At 70.0% G+C, this 19501-nt stretch carries 15 protein-coding genes; 8 read left to right on the forward strand and 7 right to left on the reverse strand.

Annotated elements, in window-relative coordinates:
* Positions 1–24: 24 nt before the first annotated feature.
* Positions 25–237 carry a DUF397 domain-containing protein gene (locus tag ACSC1Q_RS25985; RefSeq protein WP_436761288.1) on the reverse strand — a complete coding sequence of 71 codons (213 nt, stop codon included), beginning with the start codon at positions 235–237 and terminating at the stop codon, positions 25–27.
* Positions 176–853 (reverse strand): helix-turn-helix domain-containing protein, encoded by a 678-nt coding sequence (locus ACSC1Q_RS25990; RefSeq protein ID WP_436761289.1) that lies wholly within the window; start codon positions 851–853, stop codon positions 176–178. The genes ACSC1Q_RS25985 and ACSC1Q_RS25990 overlap by 62 nt, the downstream gene beginning before the upstream one ends.
* Before the next feature lie 221 nt (positions 854–1074).
* On the opposite strand from ACSC1Q_RS25990, the gene ACSC1Q_RS25995 reads away from it, so the two are divergent.
* The 6 genes from ACSC1Q_RS25995 to ACSC1Q_RS26020 all read left to right on the forward strand — a co-directional run bounded on the left by ACSC1Q_RS25995 (position 1075) and on the right by ACSC1Q_RS26020 (position 12633).
* The gene (locus ACSC1Q_RS25995) at positions 1075–1533 is read left to right on the forward strand and encodes an ATP-binding protein (protein WP_436761290.1); all 459 of its coding nucleotides are present in this window, start codon (positions 1075–1077) and stop codon (positions 1531–1533) included.
* 205 nt (positions 1534–1738) lie between these two features.
* Positions 1739–3316 carry a cellulase family glycosylhydrolase gene (locus tag ACSC1Q_RS26000; RefSeq protein ID WP_436761291.1) on the forward strand — a complete coding sequence of 526 codons (1578 nt, stop codon included), beginning with the start codon at positions 1739–1741 and terminating at the stop codon, positions 3314–3316.
* 339 nt (positions 3317–3655) lie between these two features.
* Positions 3656–4897, forward strand: coding sequence for an ice-binding family protein (locus ACSC1Q_RS26005; RefSeq protein ID WP_436761292.1), 1242 nt, complete (start codon positions 3656–3658; stop codon positions 4895–4897).
* Between the two features lie 364 nt (positions 4898–5261).
* On the forward strand, positions 5262–8201 hold the full coding sequence (locus ACSC1Q_RS26010; RefSeq protein ID WP_436761293.1) for a glycoside hydrolase family 48 protein: 2940 nt from the start codon (positions 5262–5264) through the stop codon (positions 8199–8201).
* 236 nt (positions 8202–8437) lie between these two features.
* The gene (locus ACSC1Q_RS26015) at positions 8438–10963 is read left to right on the forward strand and encodes a glycoside hydrolase family 9 protein (RefSeq protein WP_436761294.1); all 2526 of its coding nucleotides are present in this window, start codon (positions 8438–8440) and stop codon (positions 10961–10963) included.
* 110 nt (positions 10964–11073) lie between these two features.
* A complete protein-coding gene (locus ACSC1Q_RS26020) occupies positions 11074–12633 on the forward strand; it encodes a cellulase family glycosylhydrolase (RefSeq protein ID WP_436761295.1) in 1560 nt (519 codons plus the stop codon).
* 206 nt (positions 12634–12839) lie between these two features.
* Here ACSC1Q_RS26020 and ACSC1Q_RS26025 read toward each other — a convergent pair whose 3' ends face one another.
* The 3 genes from ACSC1Q_RS26025 to ACSC1Q_RS26035 all read right to left on the reverse strand — a co-directional run bounded on the left by ACSC1Q_RS26025 (position 12840) and on the right by ACSC1Q_RS26035 (position 15295).
* Positions 12840–13154 carry a hypothetical protein gene (locus tag ACSC1Q_RS26025; RefSeq protein ID WP_436761296.1) on the reverse strand — a complete coding sequence of 105 codons (315 nt, stop codon included), beginning with the start codon at positions 13152–13154 and terminating at the stop codon, positions 12840–12842.
* A 253-nt stretch (positions 13155–13407) separates the two neighbouring features.
* Positions 13408–13980, reverse strand: a complete 573-nt coding sequence (locus ACSC1Q_RS26030; protein ID WP_436761297.1) for an SGNH/GDSL hydrolase family protein — start codon at positions 13978–13980, stop codon at positions 13408–13410.
* Positions 13981–14266: 286 nt separating this feature from the next.
* Positions 14267–15295, reverse strand: coding sequence for a neutral zinc metallopeptidase (locus tag ACSC1Q_RS26035; protein WP_436761298.1), 1029 nt, complete (start codon positions 15293–15295; stop codon positions 14267–14269).
* 590 nt (positions 15296–15885) lie between these two features.
* Here ACSC1Q_RS26035 and ACSC1Q_RS26040 point away from each other — a divergent pair.
* Positions 15886–17424, forward strand: a complete 1539-nt coding sequence (locus ACSC1Q_RS26040) for a DUF2207 domain-containing protein (RefSeq protein WP_436761299.1) — start codon at positions 15886–15888, stop codon at positions 17422–17424.
* Positions 17425–17503: 79 nt separating this feature from the next.
* Here ACSC1Q_RS26040 and ACSC1Q_RS26045 read toward each other — a convergent pair whose 3' ends face one another.
* Both ACSC1Q_RS26045 and ACSC1Q_RS26050 read right to left on the reverse strand, forming a co-directional pair.
* Positions 17504–17851: a TMEM175 family protein gene (locus tag ACSC1Q_RS26045; RefSeq protein WP_436761300.1), complete on the reverse strand. Its 348-nt coding sequence runs from the start codon at positions 17849–17851 to the stop codon at positions 17504–17506.
* 181 nt (positions 17852–18032) lie between these two features.
* Complete coding sequence (locus tag ACSC1Q_RS26050) at positions 18033–18983, reverse strand: asparaginase (protein ID WP_436761301.1); 951 nt, start codon at positions 18981–18983, stop codon at positions 18033–18035.
* A 57-nt stretch (positions 18984–19040) separates the two neighbouring features.
* On the opposite strand from ACSC1Q_RS26050, the gene dtd reads away from it, so the two are divergent.
* The gene (dtd, locus tag ACSC1Q_RS26055; protein ID WP_436761302.1) at positions 19041–19466 is read left to right on the forward strand and encodes a D-aminoacyl-tRNA deacylase; all 426 of its coding nucleotides are present in this window, start codon (positions 19041–19043) and stop codon (positions 19464–19466) included.
* The last annotated feature ends 35 nt before the right edge of the window (positions 19467–19501 follow it).

Genomic DNA, 19501 nt, shown 5'->3' on the forward strand with positions numbered 1-19501 from the left:
GGCTTAGGTTATTGGCCCTTCGGGCTAGTCGAATTCGCCGTTTCTCACGCCGCCGACGAAGGCCGCCCATTCGCCACGGGTGAAGACCAGCGCCGGACCGGACGGGTCCTTGCTGTCCCTGACCGCCGCACGCCCCCCGGACAAACCGGCGACCTCAACGCAATTGCCGCCATTGCTAGGGGGAGGCACCGCGAGGCAGTGTGGCGACGGTGAACGCGCCGAGTAGCCCAAGAACACTGTAAGCGCTGTGAGGGAGAATCTGAAGTGAGATGTTGGTCCGCCCGCCCATCTCCAACAGGCGGTTGAGCTGGGAGAACATGATTTCCCGGCTGCCCACGGGCCGGTGCAGAACCGCCTCGTCGACCACGACCCAGAGCATCGGGGGCCTGAGGCGGTCGAGGATGGTCTGACGGCGCATCCGGGCGCCGACAAGCCCTTCTGTCTGCTCGTGGTCCACGTCGGGCTCGCGGCTGAGCAGGGCACGGGCGTAGTCCTCCGTCTGGAGCAGGCCGGGGAAGACGTTCACCTCCCAGACGTGGAGCTCCTCGGCCTCGCGCTCGAACTCCACCCACGGGCGGAACCAGCGCGGGACCGGGGAATTGGCCTTCTCCAGCGCGTCGAGCAGGTCGACCAGGGTGGTGCCGGAGTCCAAAGCGGCGTCGAGTTTCGCGGCGGTGTGGTGGTTCGCCGGGCGGGTGCCCGTCTCGATCATGCTGAGGTGGCTCACGGAGACGGGGACCTGCTTCGCCAGCTGTTTCTGGCTCAGTCCCGCCGCCGAGCGAAGCCCGCGAACCTCCTGCCCGAAGTAGTGGCGAGGCGTCACCGTCAGGTCAGCGGGGAGAATCTGGGGCATCGCGGCCTACCTTCCATCACTTCGCGGCGTCTTCGCGTCAATACTCTCCGTCTTCGTACTCCGGCGCACCAATTCCAGGGCGGTTGTGAATTTATGTGAACCCCATTGTGCTTCCGGCTCCATGTGTCCTTTGGGATCGTGGAGGCACCCAGTCAGACAGACGTCGACACCTCGGTCAATAGGACAGGGAAGCAGCCGTACGAATTGCACGAAGGGGCGCCATGCCGCAAACACCCAGAAAGCTAGGCGAGATCTTCGTCCGGAGAAAGCCCGAATCGGTTTCCCAGGCGCGCGAGATGGTGCGTGATCTCCTCGGTGCGAATCATCCGGCCTACGAACAGGCGCGACTGGTCGTCTCCGAGATCACGACGAACGCCGTCGAGCATTCAGAATCCGGCCCCGTGGGGGATCTGGTGATGGTCGTCCTGAAGGTGGTCAACGATTTCGTGTACGTCGAGGTGACCGACCCCGGTTCCGCGTCCAGAAAGCCCCACCTCCAGGAATGTTCGCCCTTGTACGCGGAAAGCGGCCGGGGGTTGTTCATCGTCGACGAGATCTCGGCCGGGAATTGGGGGGTCCGCGATTTCGGGCCCGGTGGCCGGACCGTGTGGTGTGCCATTCCCGCCGACCCGTCGAACGCCGACTGCTCCCCCGTGGCCCCGCCCCCCGCCCTCCCCTGAAACTTTCACCCGGCGATCGGCGGGGCGGTGGCCGTACAGGGCGAGATGGGAGGGGTCGCGGGTGCCGTGAGGGGGCGGGACCGGTCCGGGCGGCGGTTGACGGGAGCGGGGCGGGCGCCGAACCATGGCGAGCGCGACCGGCCGCACCTTTCGATCGCGGGGACTCCCACCCCGCGAACAGATCCCGTCCTCGAAGGGCTCTTGAATGAAAGTCCTGCGTGTTCGCAGGTGGTCGGCGGCGCTCGCGGCGCTCGTGGTCACCTCGGCGCTCGCGGTCGCGCTCGGCTCCTCCCCGGCCGGTGCCGCGGGCGGAACCGGCACCGGCTACCTGCGCACCTCCGGCAACAAGATCGTCGACAGCACGGGCGCGACCGTCCGGTTGACCGGCATCAACTGGTTCGGCATGGAGACCGACAACAAGACCTTCCACGGGTTGTGGTCGAGCAACCCCTGGAGAGGCCAGATCGACAAGATGGCCTCGCTCGGTTACAACACCCTCCGCGTGCCGTTCTCCAACGACGCCCTCAAGTCGGGCGCGGTCGCCAGCGGCGTGAACGACTTCGTCAACCCCGACCTGGTCGGCAACAGCCCCCTGCAGATCCTCGACAAGGTCATCGCGTACGCCGGAAGCAAGGGCATGCGGATCATCCTCGACCGGCACCGGCCGACCTCGGCCGGGCAGTCGCCGCTGTGGTACGTCGCCGCGACGCCGGAGAGCACCTGGATCAACGACTGGAAGGCCCTCGCCCAGCGGTACGCGGGCAACACCACCGTCATCGGCGCCGACCTGCACAACGAGCCGCACGCCGAGGGGACCAACCCGGCCGCCACCGGGGCGTGCTGGGGCTGCGGCGACACGGCGCGCGACTGGCGGCTCGCCGCCGAGCGGGCGGGCAACGCGGTGCTGTCGGTCAACCCCAACTGGCTGATCTTCGTCGAGGGCGTGAGCTGCCCGAGCGGGGGCCTGTCGAACGTATGGGACAACGACCCGGGCAACGACGAGGACTGCGGCTGGTGGGGCGGCAACCTGTCGAAGGCCGGGGAGTTCCCGGTGCGGCTGAACGTGGCGAACCGGCTGGTCTACTCGCCGCACGACTACGCCACCTCGGTCTACCGCCAGACGTGGTTCGACGCGCCGGACTACCCGGCGAACATGCCCGCGATCTGGGACAAGTACTGGGGATACCTCTACAAGCAGAACATCGCGCCGATCATGCTCGGCGAGTTCGGGACCACCATGCAGGCCGCCGTGGACAAGGTCTGGCTCCAGGAGCTGATGAAGTATCTGGGCACCGGGGTGAACGGGATGTCCTTCACCTACTGGTCGTGGAACCCCAACTCGGGTGACACCGGGGGCATCGCCAAGGACGACTGGACCTCGATCAACCAGGACAAGCAGGACATCCTCCAGCCGTACCTGATCCCGCCGGTCGGCGGGGGCGGCACCTCCACCCCCACCCCGACCCCGACCCCGACACCGGGCACGGCGGCCTGCGAGACGTCGTACGCGCTCACGAACTCCTGGCAGGGCGGCTTCCAGGCCGCGCTGACCGTGAAGAACACCGGGACCTCGGCCTGGAACAACTGGTCGGTGCGATGGACCCTGCCGTCCGGGGTGGCGCTCGGCAGCGGCTGGAACGCCACCGTCACGCAGAGCGGGACCACCTTCACCGCGAAGGCCCCGAGCCACGCGGCGAACCTCGCGGCGGGTCAGTCCGTCGTCGTCGGATTCACCGCGAACGGACCCTCCACCCCCGGCGCGTCCGGCATCACCTGCGTCTGATCCCCACTCCCCGTTTCACGGAACCGTCTCACGGAACCATCGAGGGCGTGCCGCCGAGCGGCACGCCCTCGCATGCGTGAGAGGGGGACCCGCCTCGCACGGTTGAATCAGCAATACCGTCGAATACTGCATAAATACACTGATAACCATGCAATAAAATATCCCGCATGTCGTATAACAAGTACGACACCGCCGATCAGTAGGGTCGCAGGAAATGGCGCATCATCGGCAATGCGCCTGGACGGAGAAATACCAAAAGAAAAGGGCAGCACTGTGACAAGAATTGGTCACCCACCCATCGTTCCGCGAAATACCGTCCGTTCCTGGCTGGCGGGGGCCGTGACGGCCGCGGTCGCGCTGGGCTGCGTCACCGCGACACCGCACACGGCGTACGCGACAAGCGCGACAAAAGCAGTAAACGCGACGAGCACGATGGGCACGGCGAACGAGCCGAATCCGGGGGCGGCGCTGTCGCTCGGCGCGGCCGCGAACTTCGCGGTCCTGGCGGGGACGACGGTCGCGGGCACCGGGGCCACCGTCGTCACCGGCGAGGTCGGGGTGAGCCCGGGCTCGACGACCGCCGGATTCCCGCCGGGCATCGTGGCCGGTGCCGTCTACCTGGACGACCCCGTCGCCGAACAGGCCCAGGACGACCTGGGCGCCGCCTACGCCAGCGCCGCGATGCGGCCCGGCACCGCCTCCCTGCGGCCCCAGCTCGGCGGGACCACGGTGCTTCCCGGCGTCTACAACTCCATCTCGGGCGCCTTCCAGATCAACGGGGAGCTGACCCTCGACGCGCAGGGGAACCCGAACGCCCTCTTCGTCTTCAGGACTCCCAGCCTGATCACCGCGCCCGCCAGCACGGTGCGGCTCGCCAACGGCGCCCAGGCGTGCAATGTCATCTGGCAGGTCGGCGGTGCGGCCACGCTGGGGGCGGGCTCCCGCTTCGCCGGGAGCGTCCTCGCACTGACCTCGATCACCGCGGCCAGTGGCGCGACCGTGCACGGCCGCCTGCTGTCCCGCGCGGGCACCGTCAATCTGGACGGTGCCACCGTCACCCGGTCCGCCTGCGCGGGCGTGCCGCAGAGGAGGACCACCACCAAGCTGGGCGCGTTCTGCGATCCGGCATCGCCGGGCAACCTCGCCCTCGTCGCGACCGTCACGTCCTCGGGGCCGGTCCCCCCGGTCGGGCCGGTCGAGTTCTTCGCCAACGGGGTGCGCCAGGACCAGTTCCCTTCGGACTCCGCGGGCCACGCGAAGCTGATCATTTCCAAGATCACGCCACGGACCCACGAGTTCGTGGCGGCCTTCGCGGGCACGAACCGGCTGGAGCCCAGCACCTCACCGGTGCTGAGCGTGGTCGTCGGTCCCGAGGGCATCTGCCCGGCGCCTCCGGCGCCTCCGGCGGCTCCGGCCGCCGCAGGCGACGCCGGTGCCAACGCCGGCGCCAGCCCCAGCGGCAAGAAGAGGGACCGGACCGTCATCACGTATCCGCCCAACGACAGGCCGTTCACGGCGAGGAAGCGTGACCGCAACCGTCACCACCACGCGCGTCCCGGCAACCACCGCCGTCCCCGCTGACAAGACGGGGCTGACCTGGGAAGGGTCTCCCCGAGGTCTCGGATCCGCCCCATCGGCCGCCGGCCGGTGGGGCGGATCGCCGCGAGGGGGACCCGGGCGCCCGTCCACAAGCAAGCATTCGGGTGGGGAGGCCGGAAGCCATGAAACTTTCACGTCCCGCGAAAAAGGCCGCCCGGATCGCAGCAGCCTGGCGGCATGGGCCGCGAAACATCGGCGTAACCGGGGGTGCCTGCCATTGACATCCCGTTCACCGTCTCCAGAATCGCTTATGGGAGCGCTCCCACCCCCTCTCTCCCTTGCTTGATCCGATGCGGCGCCACCACCAGCGAATTCGCATCGATCCCCACTCACGGAGGCCCATTTCATGCATTTGTTCCCCAATAAAGCGGGAGCGCTCCCACGCTTCCGGAGACGGATCGCCGCGCTGGCGCTGCTCAGCCTGGCAGCCGGGACGAGCACCGCGCTGGCGGCCTCCCCCGCCCTCGCCGCCGTCGCCTGCGACGTGACGTACACCACCAGCGACTGGCAGGGCGGCTTCAGCGCCAACGTGTCCGTCAAGAACCTGGGCGACCCGCTGACCGGCTGGACCCTCGGGTTCACCTTCCCGACGGCCACCCAGCGGGTCAGCCAGGGCTGGAGCGCCACCTGGGCGCAGAGCGGCCAGAACGTCACCGCCCAGAACCTCGCCTGGAACGGCAACCTGGCCACCGGCGCCTCGACCAGCATCGGCTTCAACGGCACCTGGTCCGGCTCCAACCCCAAGCCTGCCGCCTTCACGATCAACGGCACCACCTGCGGGGGGGCCACCCCCGTCAACCAGCCGCCCACCACGAGCATCACCAGCCCGGCGGCCGGGGCCACCTTCGCCGCTCCCGCGACGGTGGCGATCGCCGCCAACGCGGCCGACGGCGACGGCACCGTCTCCAAGGTCGACTTCTTCAACGGCGGCACGCTGCTGGGCACCGACACCAGCGCGCCGTACGCCTACAGCTGGACGAACGTCGCCGCCGGGAGCTACTCCATCACCTCCAGGGCGACCGACGACAAGGGCGCGGCCACCACCTCCTCCCCGGTGGGGATCACCGTCACCGCCAACGCGGCGCCCGCCGTGGTCGTCACCCCGGCCACGGTCGCCGTCCCCGAGGGCGGCTCGGCCAACCTCTCGGTCAGGCTCTCCAAGGCCCCGTCCGCGAGCGTCACCGTGGCGACCGCGAGGACGAGCGGCGACACCGACCTGACCGTCGCCTCCGGCGCGTCGCTCACCTTCACCACCGCCAACTGGAACACGGCCCAGACGGTACGGATCGCGGCGGCCGAGGACGCCGACCAGACCTCCGGCACCGCCGAGTTCACCTCCACCGCCACCGGCCACACGTCGGCCAAGGCGACCGCCACCGAGGTCGACAACGACTCGGGCGGCGGGAACAACGAGTACGTCCAGCGCTTCACCACGATGTACAACAAGCTCAAGGACCCGGCGAACGGCTACTTCTCGCCGCAGGGCGTGCCCTACCACTCCGTCGAGACCTTCATGGTCGAGGCGCCGGACCACGGGCACGAGACCACCTCCGAGGCCTACAGCTACTACCTGTGGCTGGAGGCGGCGTACGGCAAGGTGACCGGCGACTGGACCAAGTTCAACGACGCCTGGGCCTCGATGGAGAGGTACATCATCCCGGCCACGGCCGACCAGCCGACCAACTCCTTCTACAACCCGGCCAAGCCCGCCACGTACGCCGGTGAGTGGGACGACATCAAGCAGTACCCGTCCAGGCTGGACAGCGGTGTGAGCGTCGGCACCGACCCGATCGCCAACGAGCTCAAGACGGCGTACGGCACCAGCGACGTCTACGGCATGCACTGGCTGCTGGACGTGGACAACACCTACGGCTTCGGCCGCTGCGGGGACGGGACCACCAAGCCCGCGTACATCAACACCTACCAGCGCGGCCCGGAGGAGTCGGTCTTCGAGACCATCCCGCAGCCGTCCTGCGACACCTTCAAGCACGGCGGCCCGAACGGGTTCCTGGACCTGTTCACCGGCGACAGCGCCTACGCCAAGCAGTGGAAGTACACCAACGCCCCCGACGCCGACGCCCGCGCCGTCCAGGTCGCCTACTGGGCGCACACCTGGGCCACCGAGCAGGGCAAGGCCTCGCAGGTCTCGGCCACGGTCGCCAAGGCCGCGAAGATGGGCGACTACCTGCGCTACGCGATGTACGACAAGTACTTCAAGAAGCAGGGCTGCACCAGCACCTCCTGCCCGGCCGGGACCGGCAAGGACAGCTCGGCCTACCTGCTGAGCTGGTACTACGCCTGGGGCGGCGCCAACGACACCTCCGCCGGATGGGCCTGGCGGATCGGCTCCAGCCACAACCACTCCGGCTACCAGAACCCGATGGCCGCGTGGGCGCTGTCCAGCGTGGACGTGCTCAAGCCCAAGGGCGCGACCGCCGTACAGGACTGGACCACCAGCACCAAGCGTCAGCTTGAGTTCTACCGCTGGCTGCAGTCGACCGAGGGCGCGATCGCCGGTGGCGCCACCAACAGCTGGCAGGGTCACTACGCGGCCCCGCCGTCGACGCTGCCGACCTTCTACGGGATGGCCTACGACTGGCAGCCGGTCTACCACGACCCGCCGTCCAACCAGTGGTTCGGCTTCCAGGCGTGGTCGATGGAGCGGGTCGCGGAGCTGTACTACGCGACCGGCAACGCCGACGCCAAGCTCGTGCTGGACAAGTGGGTCAAGTGGGCCACCGACAACACCACGATCAACGCCGACGGGACCTACCAGATCCCCTCGACGCTGGTGTGGACCGGCCAGCCCGACACCTGGAACCCGAGCAGCCCCGGCTCCAACTCCGGGCTGCACGTGAGCATCAGGGACTACACGACCGACGTGGGCGTGGCGGGCTCGTACGCCAAGGTGCTGACCTACTACGCGGCCAAGTCCGGCAACGCCACGGCCAAGAACGTCGCCAAGGGCCTGCTCGACGGCATGTGGCGCAACAACCAGGACGCCAAGGGCGTGTCGGTCACCGAGACCAAGGCCGACTACCGGCGCCTCAACGACCCGGTCTACGTGCCCCCGGGCTGGACCGGCAAGATGCCCAACGGCGACACGATCAACTCCAGCTCGACCTTCATGTCCATCCGGTCCTTCTACAAGAACGACCCGGACTGGCCGAAGGTGGACGCCTACCTGAAGGGCACCGGCCCCGCGCCGTCCTTCAACTACCACCGGTTCTGGGCGCAGGTGGACGTCGCCGTCGCCCTCGCCGAGTACGGCCGCCTCTTCCCCTGATCCCCTCCTGACCCCCTTCCGGTCCCCCGTTCCCGGGTCCGGCCCTCCCTCGGGCCGGACCCGGGCCCTACCCGAGCCCCACCTGGACTCCGGCCAGGCCCTGAACCGGGCGCGAGCCCTACCCGGACCCGAACCGGTCCGGGCGCGAGCCCGGACCCCCTGAGACCTCGGGGCGTGACGGTACCCCTGACCTGCCGTCACGCCCCGAGCACCATCTCCGAGAGGCGCACCCCCCAATGAAGAGAACCCTGGCGGCGCTCGCGCTGCTGGCGCTCACGGCCGTACCGGTGACGGTGACCGCCACCGGCGCCCAGGCCGCGGCCCCCGCCTTCGCGTACGGCGAGGCGCTGCAGAAGTCCCTCTGGTTCTACGAGGCCCAGCAGTCGGGGCCGCTGCCGAGCTGGAACCGCGTCGGCTGGCGCGGCCCCTCCGGGCTCACCGACGGCCAGGACGCCGGGCTCGACCTGACCGGCGGCTGGTACGACGCGGGCGACCACGTCAAGTTCGGCCTGCCGATGGCGGCGAGCGCGACGATGCTGGCCTGGGGCGCGGTGGAGTACCGCGACGCGTACGCCTCCTCCGGGCAGCTCACCCACCTGCTGAACAACCTCAAGTTCGTCAACGACTACTTCATCAAGGCCCACCCGTCGGCGAACGTGCTGTACGGGCAGGTCGGCAACGGCGGCAAGGACCACGCCTGGTGGGGCCCGGCCGAGGCGATGCAGATGGAGCGGCCCGCGTACAAGATCGACGCCTCCTGCGGCGGGTCGGACCTGGCCGGGGAGACGGCGGCGGCGATGGCGGCCTCGTCGATCGTCTTCCGCCCGACAAATCCGACTTATGCCGACACGCTGGTGACGCACGCCAGGCAGCTCTACACCTTCGCCGACACCGTGCGGAAGAAGTACAGCGACTGCGTCACCGACGCGTCCGGCTACTACCAGTCGTGGAGCGGTTTCAACGACGAGCTGGTCTGGGGCGCGATCTGGCTGCACCGGGCCACCCAGGAGGCCTCCTACCTGGCCAAGGCGGAGTCGTACTACGACAACCTCGGCACCGAGCCGCAGTCCACCACGAAGTCCTACAAGTGGACGATCGCCTGGGACGACAAGTCCTACGGCGCCTACGTGCTGCTGAACAAGCTGACCGGCAAGCAGAAGTACCTCGACGACGCGAACCGCTGGCTCGACTTCTGGACGGTCGGGGTCAACGGGCAGCGGATCAGGTACTCCCCCGGCGGGCAGGCCGTGCTCGACCGGTGGGGGTCGCTGCGCTACGCGGCCAACACCTCGTTCGTGGCGCTGGTCCACTCGGACGCGATCACCGACGCGACACGTAAGGCGAGATATCACGACTTCGCGGTCAGGCAGATCAACTACGCGCTCGGCGACAACCCGCGCAACTCCTCGTACGTGATCGGGTTCGGCGCGAACCCGCCGAGGAACCCGCACCACCGCACCGCGCACGGCTCGTGGACCGACCAGATGACCAACCCGGTCGAGACCCGCCACACCCTGTACGGCGCCCTCGTCGGCGGCCCGCCCGACCCCGACGACGCCTACACCGACCGGCGCGACGACTACGTGATGAACGAGGTCGCCACCGACTACAACGCGGGCTTCACCAGCGCCCTCGCCCGCCTCTACCGCGAGTACGGCGGAGCCCCCGCCGCGAACTTCCCCGTGGCGGAGACCCCCGACGGCCCCGAGATCTTCGTGGAGGCCGGGGTGAACGCCTCCGGCTCGGCGTTCACCGAGATCAAGGCCATCGTGCGGAACCAGTCGGCCTGGCCGGCCCGCCCGCTCGCCAACGGCTCGTTCCGCTACTACTTCACCCTCGACGGCGCCACGACCGCGAGCCAGGTCTCCGTGACGTCCGCCTACAACCAGTGCAAGGCCCCGACCGGGCCGACCCTGCTGTCCGGGAAGACCTACTACGTCACCATCGACTGCTCGAACACCTCGATCGCCCCGGCGGGGCAGTCGCAGCACCGGCGCGAGGTGCAGTTCCGCCTCGCCAGCACCGGGACGTGGGACCCGTCCAACGACTGGTCGTACACCGGTGTCGCCACCACGCCGGGCGCGACCCCGGTGCGGGTGCAGAACATCACGGTCTACGCGGGGACGACGAAGATCTGGGGCAACCCGCCCGGCGACGAGCCGCCCCCTGAGGACGACACCGTCGCGCCGTCGCGGCCGGGCAAGCCCGCCGTCTCGGCGATCACCGGCAGCGGCGCCACCCTCACCTGGACGGCCTCGACCGACAACGTGGGCGTCACCGGCTACGACGTCTACCGGGGGACGACGAAGGTCGCCACCTCCACCGGCACCTCGTACTCCCTCACCGGGCTGACCCCCGCGACGGCGTACACCGTGTCCGTGGTGGCCAGGGACGCGGCGGGCAACTCCTCCACCGCGTCCGAGAGCACCGCGTTCACCACGACGACGGCCCCGGCGGGCGGCTGCACGGCCACGTACACGGTCGGCAACAGCTGGCAGGGCGCCTTCCAGGGGAACGTCACCGTCACGAACGCGGGCAGCTCGGCGATCACCGGCTGGACGGTGACCTGGCGCTTCCCCAACGGCCAGACGATCAGCCAGCTCTGGAACGGCACGCACACCCAGACGGGAGCGGACGTGTCGGTCAGGAACGTGGCCTGGAACGGCCCTCTCGCCCCGAACGCCTCGGCGTCCTTCGGCTTCACCGCGAGCCAGAACGGCACCAACGGCGTCCCCACGCCGGTGACCTGCACCACCGGCTGACCCCATTGTCCAGGCGTCCGCTCCTCCCCGGATCCCCCGGACGTCTCACCGCCCCGGCCGGGCGCGACGACCCCTCCGCCCGGCCGGGCACTCCCCAACCGAGGTAGGTCATGCGCATCAGACTGGCGCTGCTCGCGGCGCTCCTTCTCCCCTTCATCGTCTCCATACCGCCCGCCCACGCCGCCGTCGGTCTTCGCGTGAGCGGTACGCGGATCCTTGAGGCGAACGGCAACGCGTTCGTCATGCGGGGCACCAGCCACGCGCACACCTGGTACGCCACCCAGACCGGCTCGTTCGCGGACATCAAGTCGCTGGGCGCGAACACCGTCAGGGTGGTGCTCAGCGGCGGCCGGTGGACGGCCAACGGCGCGGCCGACGTGGCGAACGTCGTCTCGCTCTGCAAGCAGAACAAACTCATCTGTGTCCTGGAAAATCATGACACCACCGGGTACGGCGAGCAGAGCGGCGCGTACACCCTCGACCAGGCCGTGGACTACTGGATCGGCGTCAAGAACGCGATCGTCGGCCAGGAGGACTACGTCGTCCTCAACATCGGCAACGAGCCCTTCGGCAACAACGCGACCACCCCCGGCTGGACCCAGGCCACCTCGGCCGCGATCACCCGGCTGCGGAGCAACGGGTTCCAGCACCTGATCATGGTGGACGCGCCCAACTGGGGTCAGGACTGGGGCTTCACCATGCGCGACAACGCGGCCACGGTCGCCGCCGCCGACCCGCAGCGCAACACGGTCTTCTCCGTCCACATGTACGGGGTGTTCGACACGGCCGCCGAGGTCACCTCCTACCTTCAGGCGTTCCAGACGGCGGGACTGCCATTGGTGATCGGCGAGTTCGGCTTCAACCACTCCGACGGCAACCCCGACGAGGACACGATCATGGCCCAGGCGCAGGCCAGGGGGGTCGGCTACCTCGGCTGGTCGTGGAGCGGCAACGGCGGCGGCGTCGAGTATCTCGACCAGGTGACCAACTTCAACGTCGCCAGCCTCACCACCTGGGGACAGCGTCTGTTCAACGGGGCGAACGGCATCGCGCAGACCTCCGTCGAGGCCACGATCTACGGCGGCACCGGCACCCCGGACACCCAGGCGCCGACCCGGCCCGGCACGCCCGCCGCCTCGGACGTCACCTCGACCGGTGCCCGGCTGTCCTGGACCGCCTCCACCGACAACCGCGCGGTCACCGGCTACGACGTCCTCAGGGGGACCACCAAGCTCGGTTCGTCCGCGACCAGCTCGATCACCCTGACCGGCCTCACCGCGCAGACCGCCTACACCGTCACCGTCGTCGCCCGCGACGCCGCGGGGAACACCTCGGCCGCCTCCGCGGCGACGACCTTCACGACCACCTCGACCCCGCCGAGCGGCTGCACCCCGACGTACCGCACGACCAACTCCTGGCAGGGCGGCTTCCAGGGCGAGGTCACCGTCCGCTGCACCGCGGCCGTCACCACCTGGAGAGCCGTCCTCACCTATCCCTCGGGCGTGAACATCAGCCAGTCGTGGAGCTCCACCCTCTCCGCGACCCCTCCGGTCTTCACCTTCGCCAACGCCGCCTGGAACGGATCCGTCCCCGCCGGGGGATCCACCACCTTCGGCTTCATCGGCACCTGGTCGGGCACCGGCGCCCCGCCCGCCCCCACCGTCTCCTAGCCGTAGCCCGATCCGTTCCCTCACCGTACGGCCGACGACCTCGCCGCCCCGCCCTGCACCGCGGCTCCCGGCCGTACGCCGGGCGGCGGGACCGCCGTCACCGGCGGTCCCGCCGCGGCCCCGTGACCGGCTCGCACCGGTCACGGGGCTCCCCCGCGCCGCGCCCGGATCAGGTAGCGGGCGTGGTCCGGCGATCGGGGGATCCGTCAGTCGTCGTCGAACCCGAAGCCGCCGCTGCGGTTCCTGTTCGACAGGTAATTGTTGTTGTTGTTGTGGTTGTTGATCCGCACCCTGACGTGGCTCCGGCTGCGGTGACCGCGGAAGCCTCCGCAACCGCCGCCGCCGCAACCGCAGCGGCGGCCACAGCCACCGCCGCCCCAGGTCGGGAAGGCGCCGGCGGTGACCGCGGTGGTCGTCGCGGCGGCGCTCGCGGCGGTGGTCGCCGCGCCCATGCCGACAACTCCGCCGGTCAGCGCCATGCTGAAAGCGAGTCCTGCGATAACACTCTTGAACTTGGGCATTGCTTTTCCCCTCGAAAGGTTCAATTACCCCGATTCCCGGCATTTCTGGATCAGCCGAGAACCATTAGTGATGGATAGATATGACCCATCCCCGCTTGTCATACTTTCCTGTCATCTCTGCCCATAAACGATAATTCAATCCTTTTACACTACGATTGTCGGGTTATGAGAGTTATCAAGGCATTACGGGCTGATTTGTAGTGAAATGTCCCTTATGTGACATCAAGGGAAGCGGCCGGACGGTTCGGCGTCCTCAGGAGGAGCGCGCCTCGATGCCGTACTTCCGCAGCGCGGAGACCATCCAGCGCGAGAGGCGTACGTGGCCGGTGAGGGTGGGATGGACGCCGTCGGGCAGGACCGCGCCGCGACCCCAGCCCCGGCCGTGCGGGCCGAGGGGCTCGAACGGGTCGAGGAAGGGCACCTCCTGCCGGTCGGCGGCGAGCAGGACGGCCTCCCGCACGTCGTAGGCCCACCGGGGAGCCCTGCTCATCCAGATCGGGCCGACGATCACGATCCTGGTGTGCGGCCACCGCCGCCTGACCAGCTCCACCAGGTGGACGGCCGCGTTCTCGATCCTCGCGGCCCCGATCCTGCGGTCGTTGCGCCCGCCGGAGATGATCAGCATGTTGGGCTCGGGACGCCAGGAGAGCTCCTTCACGAAGGAGTCCCGGAACGTCCGGCCCACCCGGCCGGGGTTGACGAAGCCCGTCCCCGCGGCGCCAGCGGTGATCAGCTGCCAGCCCAGCTCCCGCGCGACCCTGGCGGCGTAGCCGTCCCACGCCCGTACCGGACCCGACCCGACGGTGAAGCTGTCACCGACGATCATGACGAGCGGGGCCGGGAGCTGTGAGGTCCGCGGGAGCCCCGTACCGGCGGCCGGCGGCGTGGCCGCGCCACCGCCGAGGCTGCATCCGGGGAGAAGACAGGAAATCGCCACGAGAAACGCGACCGCGGGCGTCCACGGTCGTCTACGTACGGGCGCGCGCATGCCACCTCGGGAAACGTCGGGCTCCCGACATGATTGCAGATGTCCACCGGCGATCGCGGCGACTCCGCCTCATGAACCCGATCGGTCCCACGGGCCCCGCCCGGCTCGGCGGGGCGGGAGTGGGTCAGCTCACGTCGGAGGGGCCGACGGACCAGGTGTTGCAGTAGGCGATCCTGGCGTACTTCCAGCCCTGGTGGAGCCAGGCGGCGTAGTGGTCGCCGCTGCCGTGGTCGCGCCGGGGGTTGCCGTTCTGGTCGTCGCCGCGCCCGAACTCCGTCCGCAGGACCTCCTGCCAGCGAGCGGCGGTGACCCCCAGCGGCTCCCGCACGGTGCGGACGAAGGCCCCGGCGAGGCACTGCGCCTGCAGCTCGTGACGGCGGGAGTGGGAGTCCTGGGCGGTACGGGACTTGCTGGAGACCTCCCACCACCAGGCTCCGCCGATGCCGGCCATGTTCTGCACGTGGTGCGCGTACTCGTGGGCCAGCACGGTCAGGTAGGGCACGTGGTTCCTGGCGGGGTCGACGTCGCCGCTCTGCTCGATCACGTGGCTCAGGCCGATGTACATGCCCCGGTTGAACGGGCAGTAGTAGGCGGAGGCCGATTTGTCGGGGTAGGTCCCGCAGGGTCCCCGTCCGGGACGGGACCAGTAGACCTTGCGCGCCGGGAGGAATACCGCCCCGGCCTGGGAGAACTTCGCCGACCACGCCCGTTCCAGGCAGTCGGTGACGGCGTTGAGGTAGGACAGCATGTCGCGGGGCTGGGCCGAGGGGCGCGGGGCGCGGCAGGTGGTCCTGCGCATCAGGCCCGTGCCGTACAGCGGGTTGCGCTTGAGCCGGGCCGCGGTGTCCGAGCGCCGCATGTAGCGGAGGTCGACGGCCAGGTTCCGCTTGGCGGCGACCGGCGTGACCGCCACGCCGCCCAGCGAGCCGAGGTCCAGCTTCTCCGGCGGGGTGAAGTCCGGCGTGGTGATCTCGGTGTCGCCCGTCTGCCGGGGAACCGCGCTCCCCGTCGCCACCGGGGCGGTCCCGGGCCCGGCGGGAACCTCGGCCTCCTCCTCCCCGGCCAGGCCCGCGATCACCACGACGGCGGCGAACGCCAGGGCGAGAACACCGAGCACACCGAAGGCCAGCGGGTTCGACCCCCGAGGTCGCATGCGACCGCCTCTCCAAAGAGTTGATCTCCGGGCGGCAATCTAGCGGATATAGCCACATATGCGTTTATGAGCGGGAAAAAATGGATATGGGGTCGGCCATCACGGGCCGGTGGATCTCGCTAAGCTCCCGACACATGGCGGCATCTTTCTCGTACCGAGCGGCTTCCTCGCGCCAACCGTCCTCCTCACGCCGAACGGTTCTCTCGCGCGGGTCGGCTCTCCTGCGCAGGTCGGTTCCCTTCCGCGGATCTGCTCTCTCGCGCGGGTCGGTTCTCTTCCGCGGGTCGGCTTTCTCCCGCGGGTCGGTTCTCTCCCGCCGGGCAGCCGGGAGCCTGGCCGCGACGGCCCTCCTCGCGCTGGCACTCAGCGCGTCCCCCGCCCTCACCTCCCCCGCCCTCGCGTCCTCGGCGGCGGCCTCCCTGACACCGGCTTCCTCGGCATCGGCTTCCCTCGTACCGGCTTCTCCGGCACTGGCTTCTCCGGCACTGGCGAGCGGCGCGGGCGCGAAGTCCTCCCAGGCCGGGCGGAACACCCGGCTCGCGCGGGCAGGACAGGCAGGGCAGGCCGGGCAGGTCGCGCGGGCCGGCAAGGTGACGAGCACGACGGTCCAGCTGGAGCTCCGGCAGGACGGCGTGCTCCACGTCAAGGAGGAGGTCGTCTTCGAGGGTGACGCGCCGTCGCGCGGCCTCGTCGACCGGACCCGCTACGACGACGGCAGCGACCGCCTCTACCGGGTCACCGGCCTCAAGGGCGACGCCACGCTGACCGGCGAGACCATCACCCTGAAGGGCACCGGAAGCGCCACCCTGGAGTACGACGTCCAGGGCGCCGTCACGCCGCTGGCCGACGCCCAGGAGCTGCGGTGGTACGCGGTGGGCGCCTGGTCCGTCCCGGTCGAGCGGGCCAAGGTCAGCGTGAGCGGGCCGGCCACGATGCAGAACCTGTCGTGCTTCGCCGGTCCCCTGAGCTCGGCGATCGCCTGCACCGAGGCCTCCATGGACCACACGGGCGTCACCGCCGAGTTCGGGCAGCAGGACCTCGGCGCCGGTGAGGTGCTCACCGTGGTCGTCGGCTACCCCGGCGGCGCGACCAAGGGCGCGCCGATCCTGGAACGCCGCTTCGAGCTGTCCAACGCCTTCACCCTGAACGCCGTCACCGGCGGCGCGCTCGCCGCCCTGCTGCTCCTGATGCTCGGCGGCCTCGTCCTCCTCTACTGGACCCGGGGCCGCGACGCCCGCGTGGTCGGCCACGAGTCGGGCTCGCTCAGCGGCGTCGAGAACGGCCACTTCGCCCCGCCGGACGGCGTCCGCCCCGGCCAGATCGGCACCCTCATGGACGAGCAGGCCGACGTGATCGACGTGACCGCCACGATCGTCGACCTGGCCGTCCGGGGCTACCTCAGGATCGACGAGCAGCCCCGGCAGACGTACGAGACGCCCGACTGGAGGCTGGTCCGGATGCCCGCCGCCCAGATCGCCTCGCTGATGCCCTACGAGCGGGAGCTCCACGACGCCATCTTCGACGGCCGTGACGCGGTGCTGCTGTCGGAGCTCCAGGGGTCGTTCGGGGCCAAGCTGGGCAAGGTCCGCGAGGCCCTCTACCGCGACGTGGTCACGCAGGGCTGGTTCGCCCGCCGCCCCGACACCGTCCGCACCCGCTGGACGACCGTCGGCGTGGTCCTCACCGGCCTCGGCGTCCTCGCCACCGTCGCGCTGGCCTGGTTCACCACGTACGGGGTGCTCGGACTGGCTCTGATCATCGCCGGTGCCGCCCTCGCCGTGGGCGGTCAGTACATGCCCGCCAAGACCGCGAAGGGCGCGGGCGCCCTCGCCCACACCCTGGGCTTCAGGGAGTATCTGTCCGGCGCCGACATCGGCGGGGACGTCCCGGTGGCCCAGCGGGTGGAGCTGTTCTCCCGCTACCTGCCGTACGCCGTGATCTTCGACAGCGTCGACCGCTGGGCCCGCGTGGTCTCCTCGGTCACCGGCAACGGCCAGCAGGCCGACCACCTGTACTGGTATCACGGCCCGGCCGAGTGGGACCTGTCCAGGTTCGCCGACTCGATGCGCACCTTCACCATGACCACCTCGGGGGCGATCTCCACCACCCGCCAGTTCCGCTCGCTGTAGGCGAGTCGTGGCCGACCCGCGGGTCAGCGGCCGGTCACCTGGGGAATCATCCGGTGACCGGCCCACCGGGCCCCGTGTATCACCGCCGGGGTGAGGATCCCGGGACATGCAGGTTGAGCGTGCGCTGGGGGACGTGGGTGAGCTGGTCGAAGACCTTGTGATGCTGCCGCCAGGCCGCCCAGAGCATCAGGAAGGCGACGACGAACGCCAGGAACACCCAGGAGTTCTGGGCCAGGAAGTCCCAGAGCCTGCCCGCCACGGCCATCCGGTCGCCGCCCTCCCCTGCCTCCATCGCCTCCGCCTCGGGACCCTCCGGCCGGGGGATCTCGATGACGAGCAGGGTCATCGCGATCGCGAAGACCGCGTCGGTGAACGCCCCCACGCGCTCGTGACTGCGCCCCGGCGGAATCGTCGCGGTGTCTTCCACGGTTTTCCTCACGATGTGCCCCATCTGGTCCTCCCGGGGCCGGAGCGCGCGGGAACCGGGTCGTACCGGGTCGTACAGTCGTATCGGACCCGGGCCGTGGAAGACCAGACATCGGCGATCGCGGCCCACGGGAAACCCGGGCCGTTCCCCCCGGGGACACGGCTGGCAGGGCGTACGGCCGTCAGGGCACCCGGCTCAGCCGGATCTCGCCCACCGGGCGCCCCCCGCCGAGCAGGACCCCGGCGGCGAGCTCGTCGAGCGCGGGCGCCTCGAAGCCGAGGGCGGTGAGGGCCGCGACGGTGACCGGGACCCGGGCGCGCTGGCCGCCGTCCTCGATCTTGACGGTTCCCGAGCGCCCGTCGGTGAAGACGAAGGCGTCGAACGCCTCGGCCCCGGCCTTGACCAGCAACCCGGGAACCGCCCGCATCAGCCTGGCCTCGGGGCGGGTGGTGCCCGACGTCCACTCGGGGTGGGCGCGGAAGGCGTCGGCGACCCGGCGCTCCGTGGTGTCCTCTCCGGCCCGGACGAGGGCGCGGAACGCCCGCGTCACGCCCAGCATCGAGACGAAGAACAGCGGGGCGCCGCAACCGTCCACCCCGCTCGCGGCGACGCGCTCGCCGGTCAGCTCCTCGACCGTGGCGCGTACGGCCCGCTGCAGCGGATGCGCCGGATCGAGGTAGGTCTCCAGCGGCCAGCCGTTGACCGCGCAGGTGGCGAGCATCGCCGCGTGCTTGCCCGAGCAGTTCATGTAGACCCTGGCCCGGCTCCCTCCGGCGCGCAGCACCTCGTCGCGGGAGGCGACGTCCTCCGGCAGGTCCTCAGGGCAGCCGAGCGCGCTCTCGTCCAGCCCGGCCCCGGCCAGGATCCTCCGTACCCCGTCCACGTGGAACGGCTCCCCCGCGTGACTCGCGCACGCCAGCGCGAGCAGCTCCCCCTGCAGGGGGAGCCCGGCGCGGACCATGGCGAGCGCCTGCAGGGGCTTCAAGGACGAGCGCGGCGAGACCAGCGCGTCCACCTCCCCGTGGACCCTCACCAGCGACCCGTCGGCGGCCACAGCGAGCATTCGCGCCCGGTGGGTGGACTCCACGAACCCCGAGCGGACGACCTCGACCAACAATGACTCAGCAGACACCTTTGTCTCCTTTCGTCCGAAGTCTAGAGATGCCCGGGGGCGCGGGATGATGGGGGCATGCGTGCGGTCGTACAGCGGGTGAGTTCCGCGTCTGTGGTGGTGGACGGCGTGACGGTCGGGGCGATCGACGAGCCGGGGCTGCTGGTCCTGGTCGGCGTGACCCACACCGACACGCGCGCCGAGGCGGCCAGGCTCGCCGCCAAGCTCTGGGGCCTGCGGATCCTCTCCGGCGAGAAGTCCTGCTCCGACATCGGCGCGCCCCTGCTGGTGGTCAGCCAGTTCACCCTGTACGGCGACACCCGCAAGGGACGCCGTCCCACCTGGCAGGCCGCCGCACCTGGCCCGGTCGCCGAACCGCTGGTGGAGGCGCTCTGCGCCGAGCTTCGCGGGCTGGGCGCCCGCGTGGAGACGGGGGTGTTCGGCGCCGACATGAAGGTCGGCCTGACCAACGACGGCCCGATCACCCTGGTCCTGGACATCTGACCCGCGCCCCGGGCCGTACGCGTCCTGGACATCTG

The sequence above is a fragment of the Streptosporangium heterodermiicola genome (assembly GCF_051390675.1).
Lineage (GTDB): Bacteria > Actinomycetota > Actinomycetes > Streptosporangiales > Streptosporangiaceae > Streptosporangium.

Bases quoted from the DNA above. Each gene is read 5' to 3' on its own strand.
- ACSC1Q_RS26020 (WP_436761295.1), top strand. From the start codon at position 11,074: ATGCGCATCAGACTGGCGCTGCTCGCGGCGCTCCTTCTCCCCTTCATC.
- ACSC1Q_RS26015 (WP_436761294.1), top strand. From the start codon at position 8,438: ATGAAGAGAACCCTGGCGGCGCTCGCGCTGCTGGCGCTCACGGCCGTA.
- ACSC1Q_RS25995 (WP_436761290.1), top strand. From the start codon at position 1,075: ATGCCGCAAACACCCAGAAAGCTAGGCGAGATCTTCGTCCGGAGAAAG.
- ACSC1Q_RS25990 (WP_436761289.1), bottom strand. From the start codon at position 853: ATGCCCCAGATTCTCCCCGCTGACCTGACGGTGACGCCTCGCCACTAC.
- ACSC1Q_RS26030 (WP_436761297.1), bottom strand. From the start codon at position 13,980: ATGATCGTCGGTGACAGCTTCACCGTCGGGTCGGGTCCGGTACGGGCG.
- ACSC1Q_RS26000 (WP_436761291.1), top strand. From the start codon at position 1,739: ATGAAAGTCCTGCGTGTTCGCAGGTGGTCGGCGGCGCTCGCGGCGCTC.
- ACSC1Q_RS26025 (WP_436761296.1), bottom strand. From the start codon at position 13,154: ATGCCCAAGTTCAAGAGTGTTATCGCAGGACTCGCTTTCAGCATGGCG.
- ACSC1Q_RS26035 (WP_436761298.1), bottom strand. From the start codon at position 15,295: ATGCGACCTCGGGGGTCGAACCCGCTGGCCTTCGGTGTGCTCGGTGTT.
- ACSC1Q_RS26010 (WP_436761293.1), top strand. From the start codon at position 5,262: ATGCATTTGTTCCCCAATAAAGCGGGAGCGCTCCCACGCTTCCGGAGA.
- dtd (WP_436761302.1), top strand. From the start codon at position 19,041: ATGCGTGCGGTCGTACAGCGGGTGAGTTCCGCGTCTGTGGTGGTGGAC.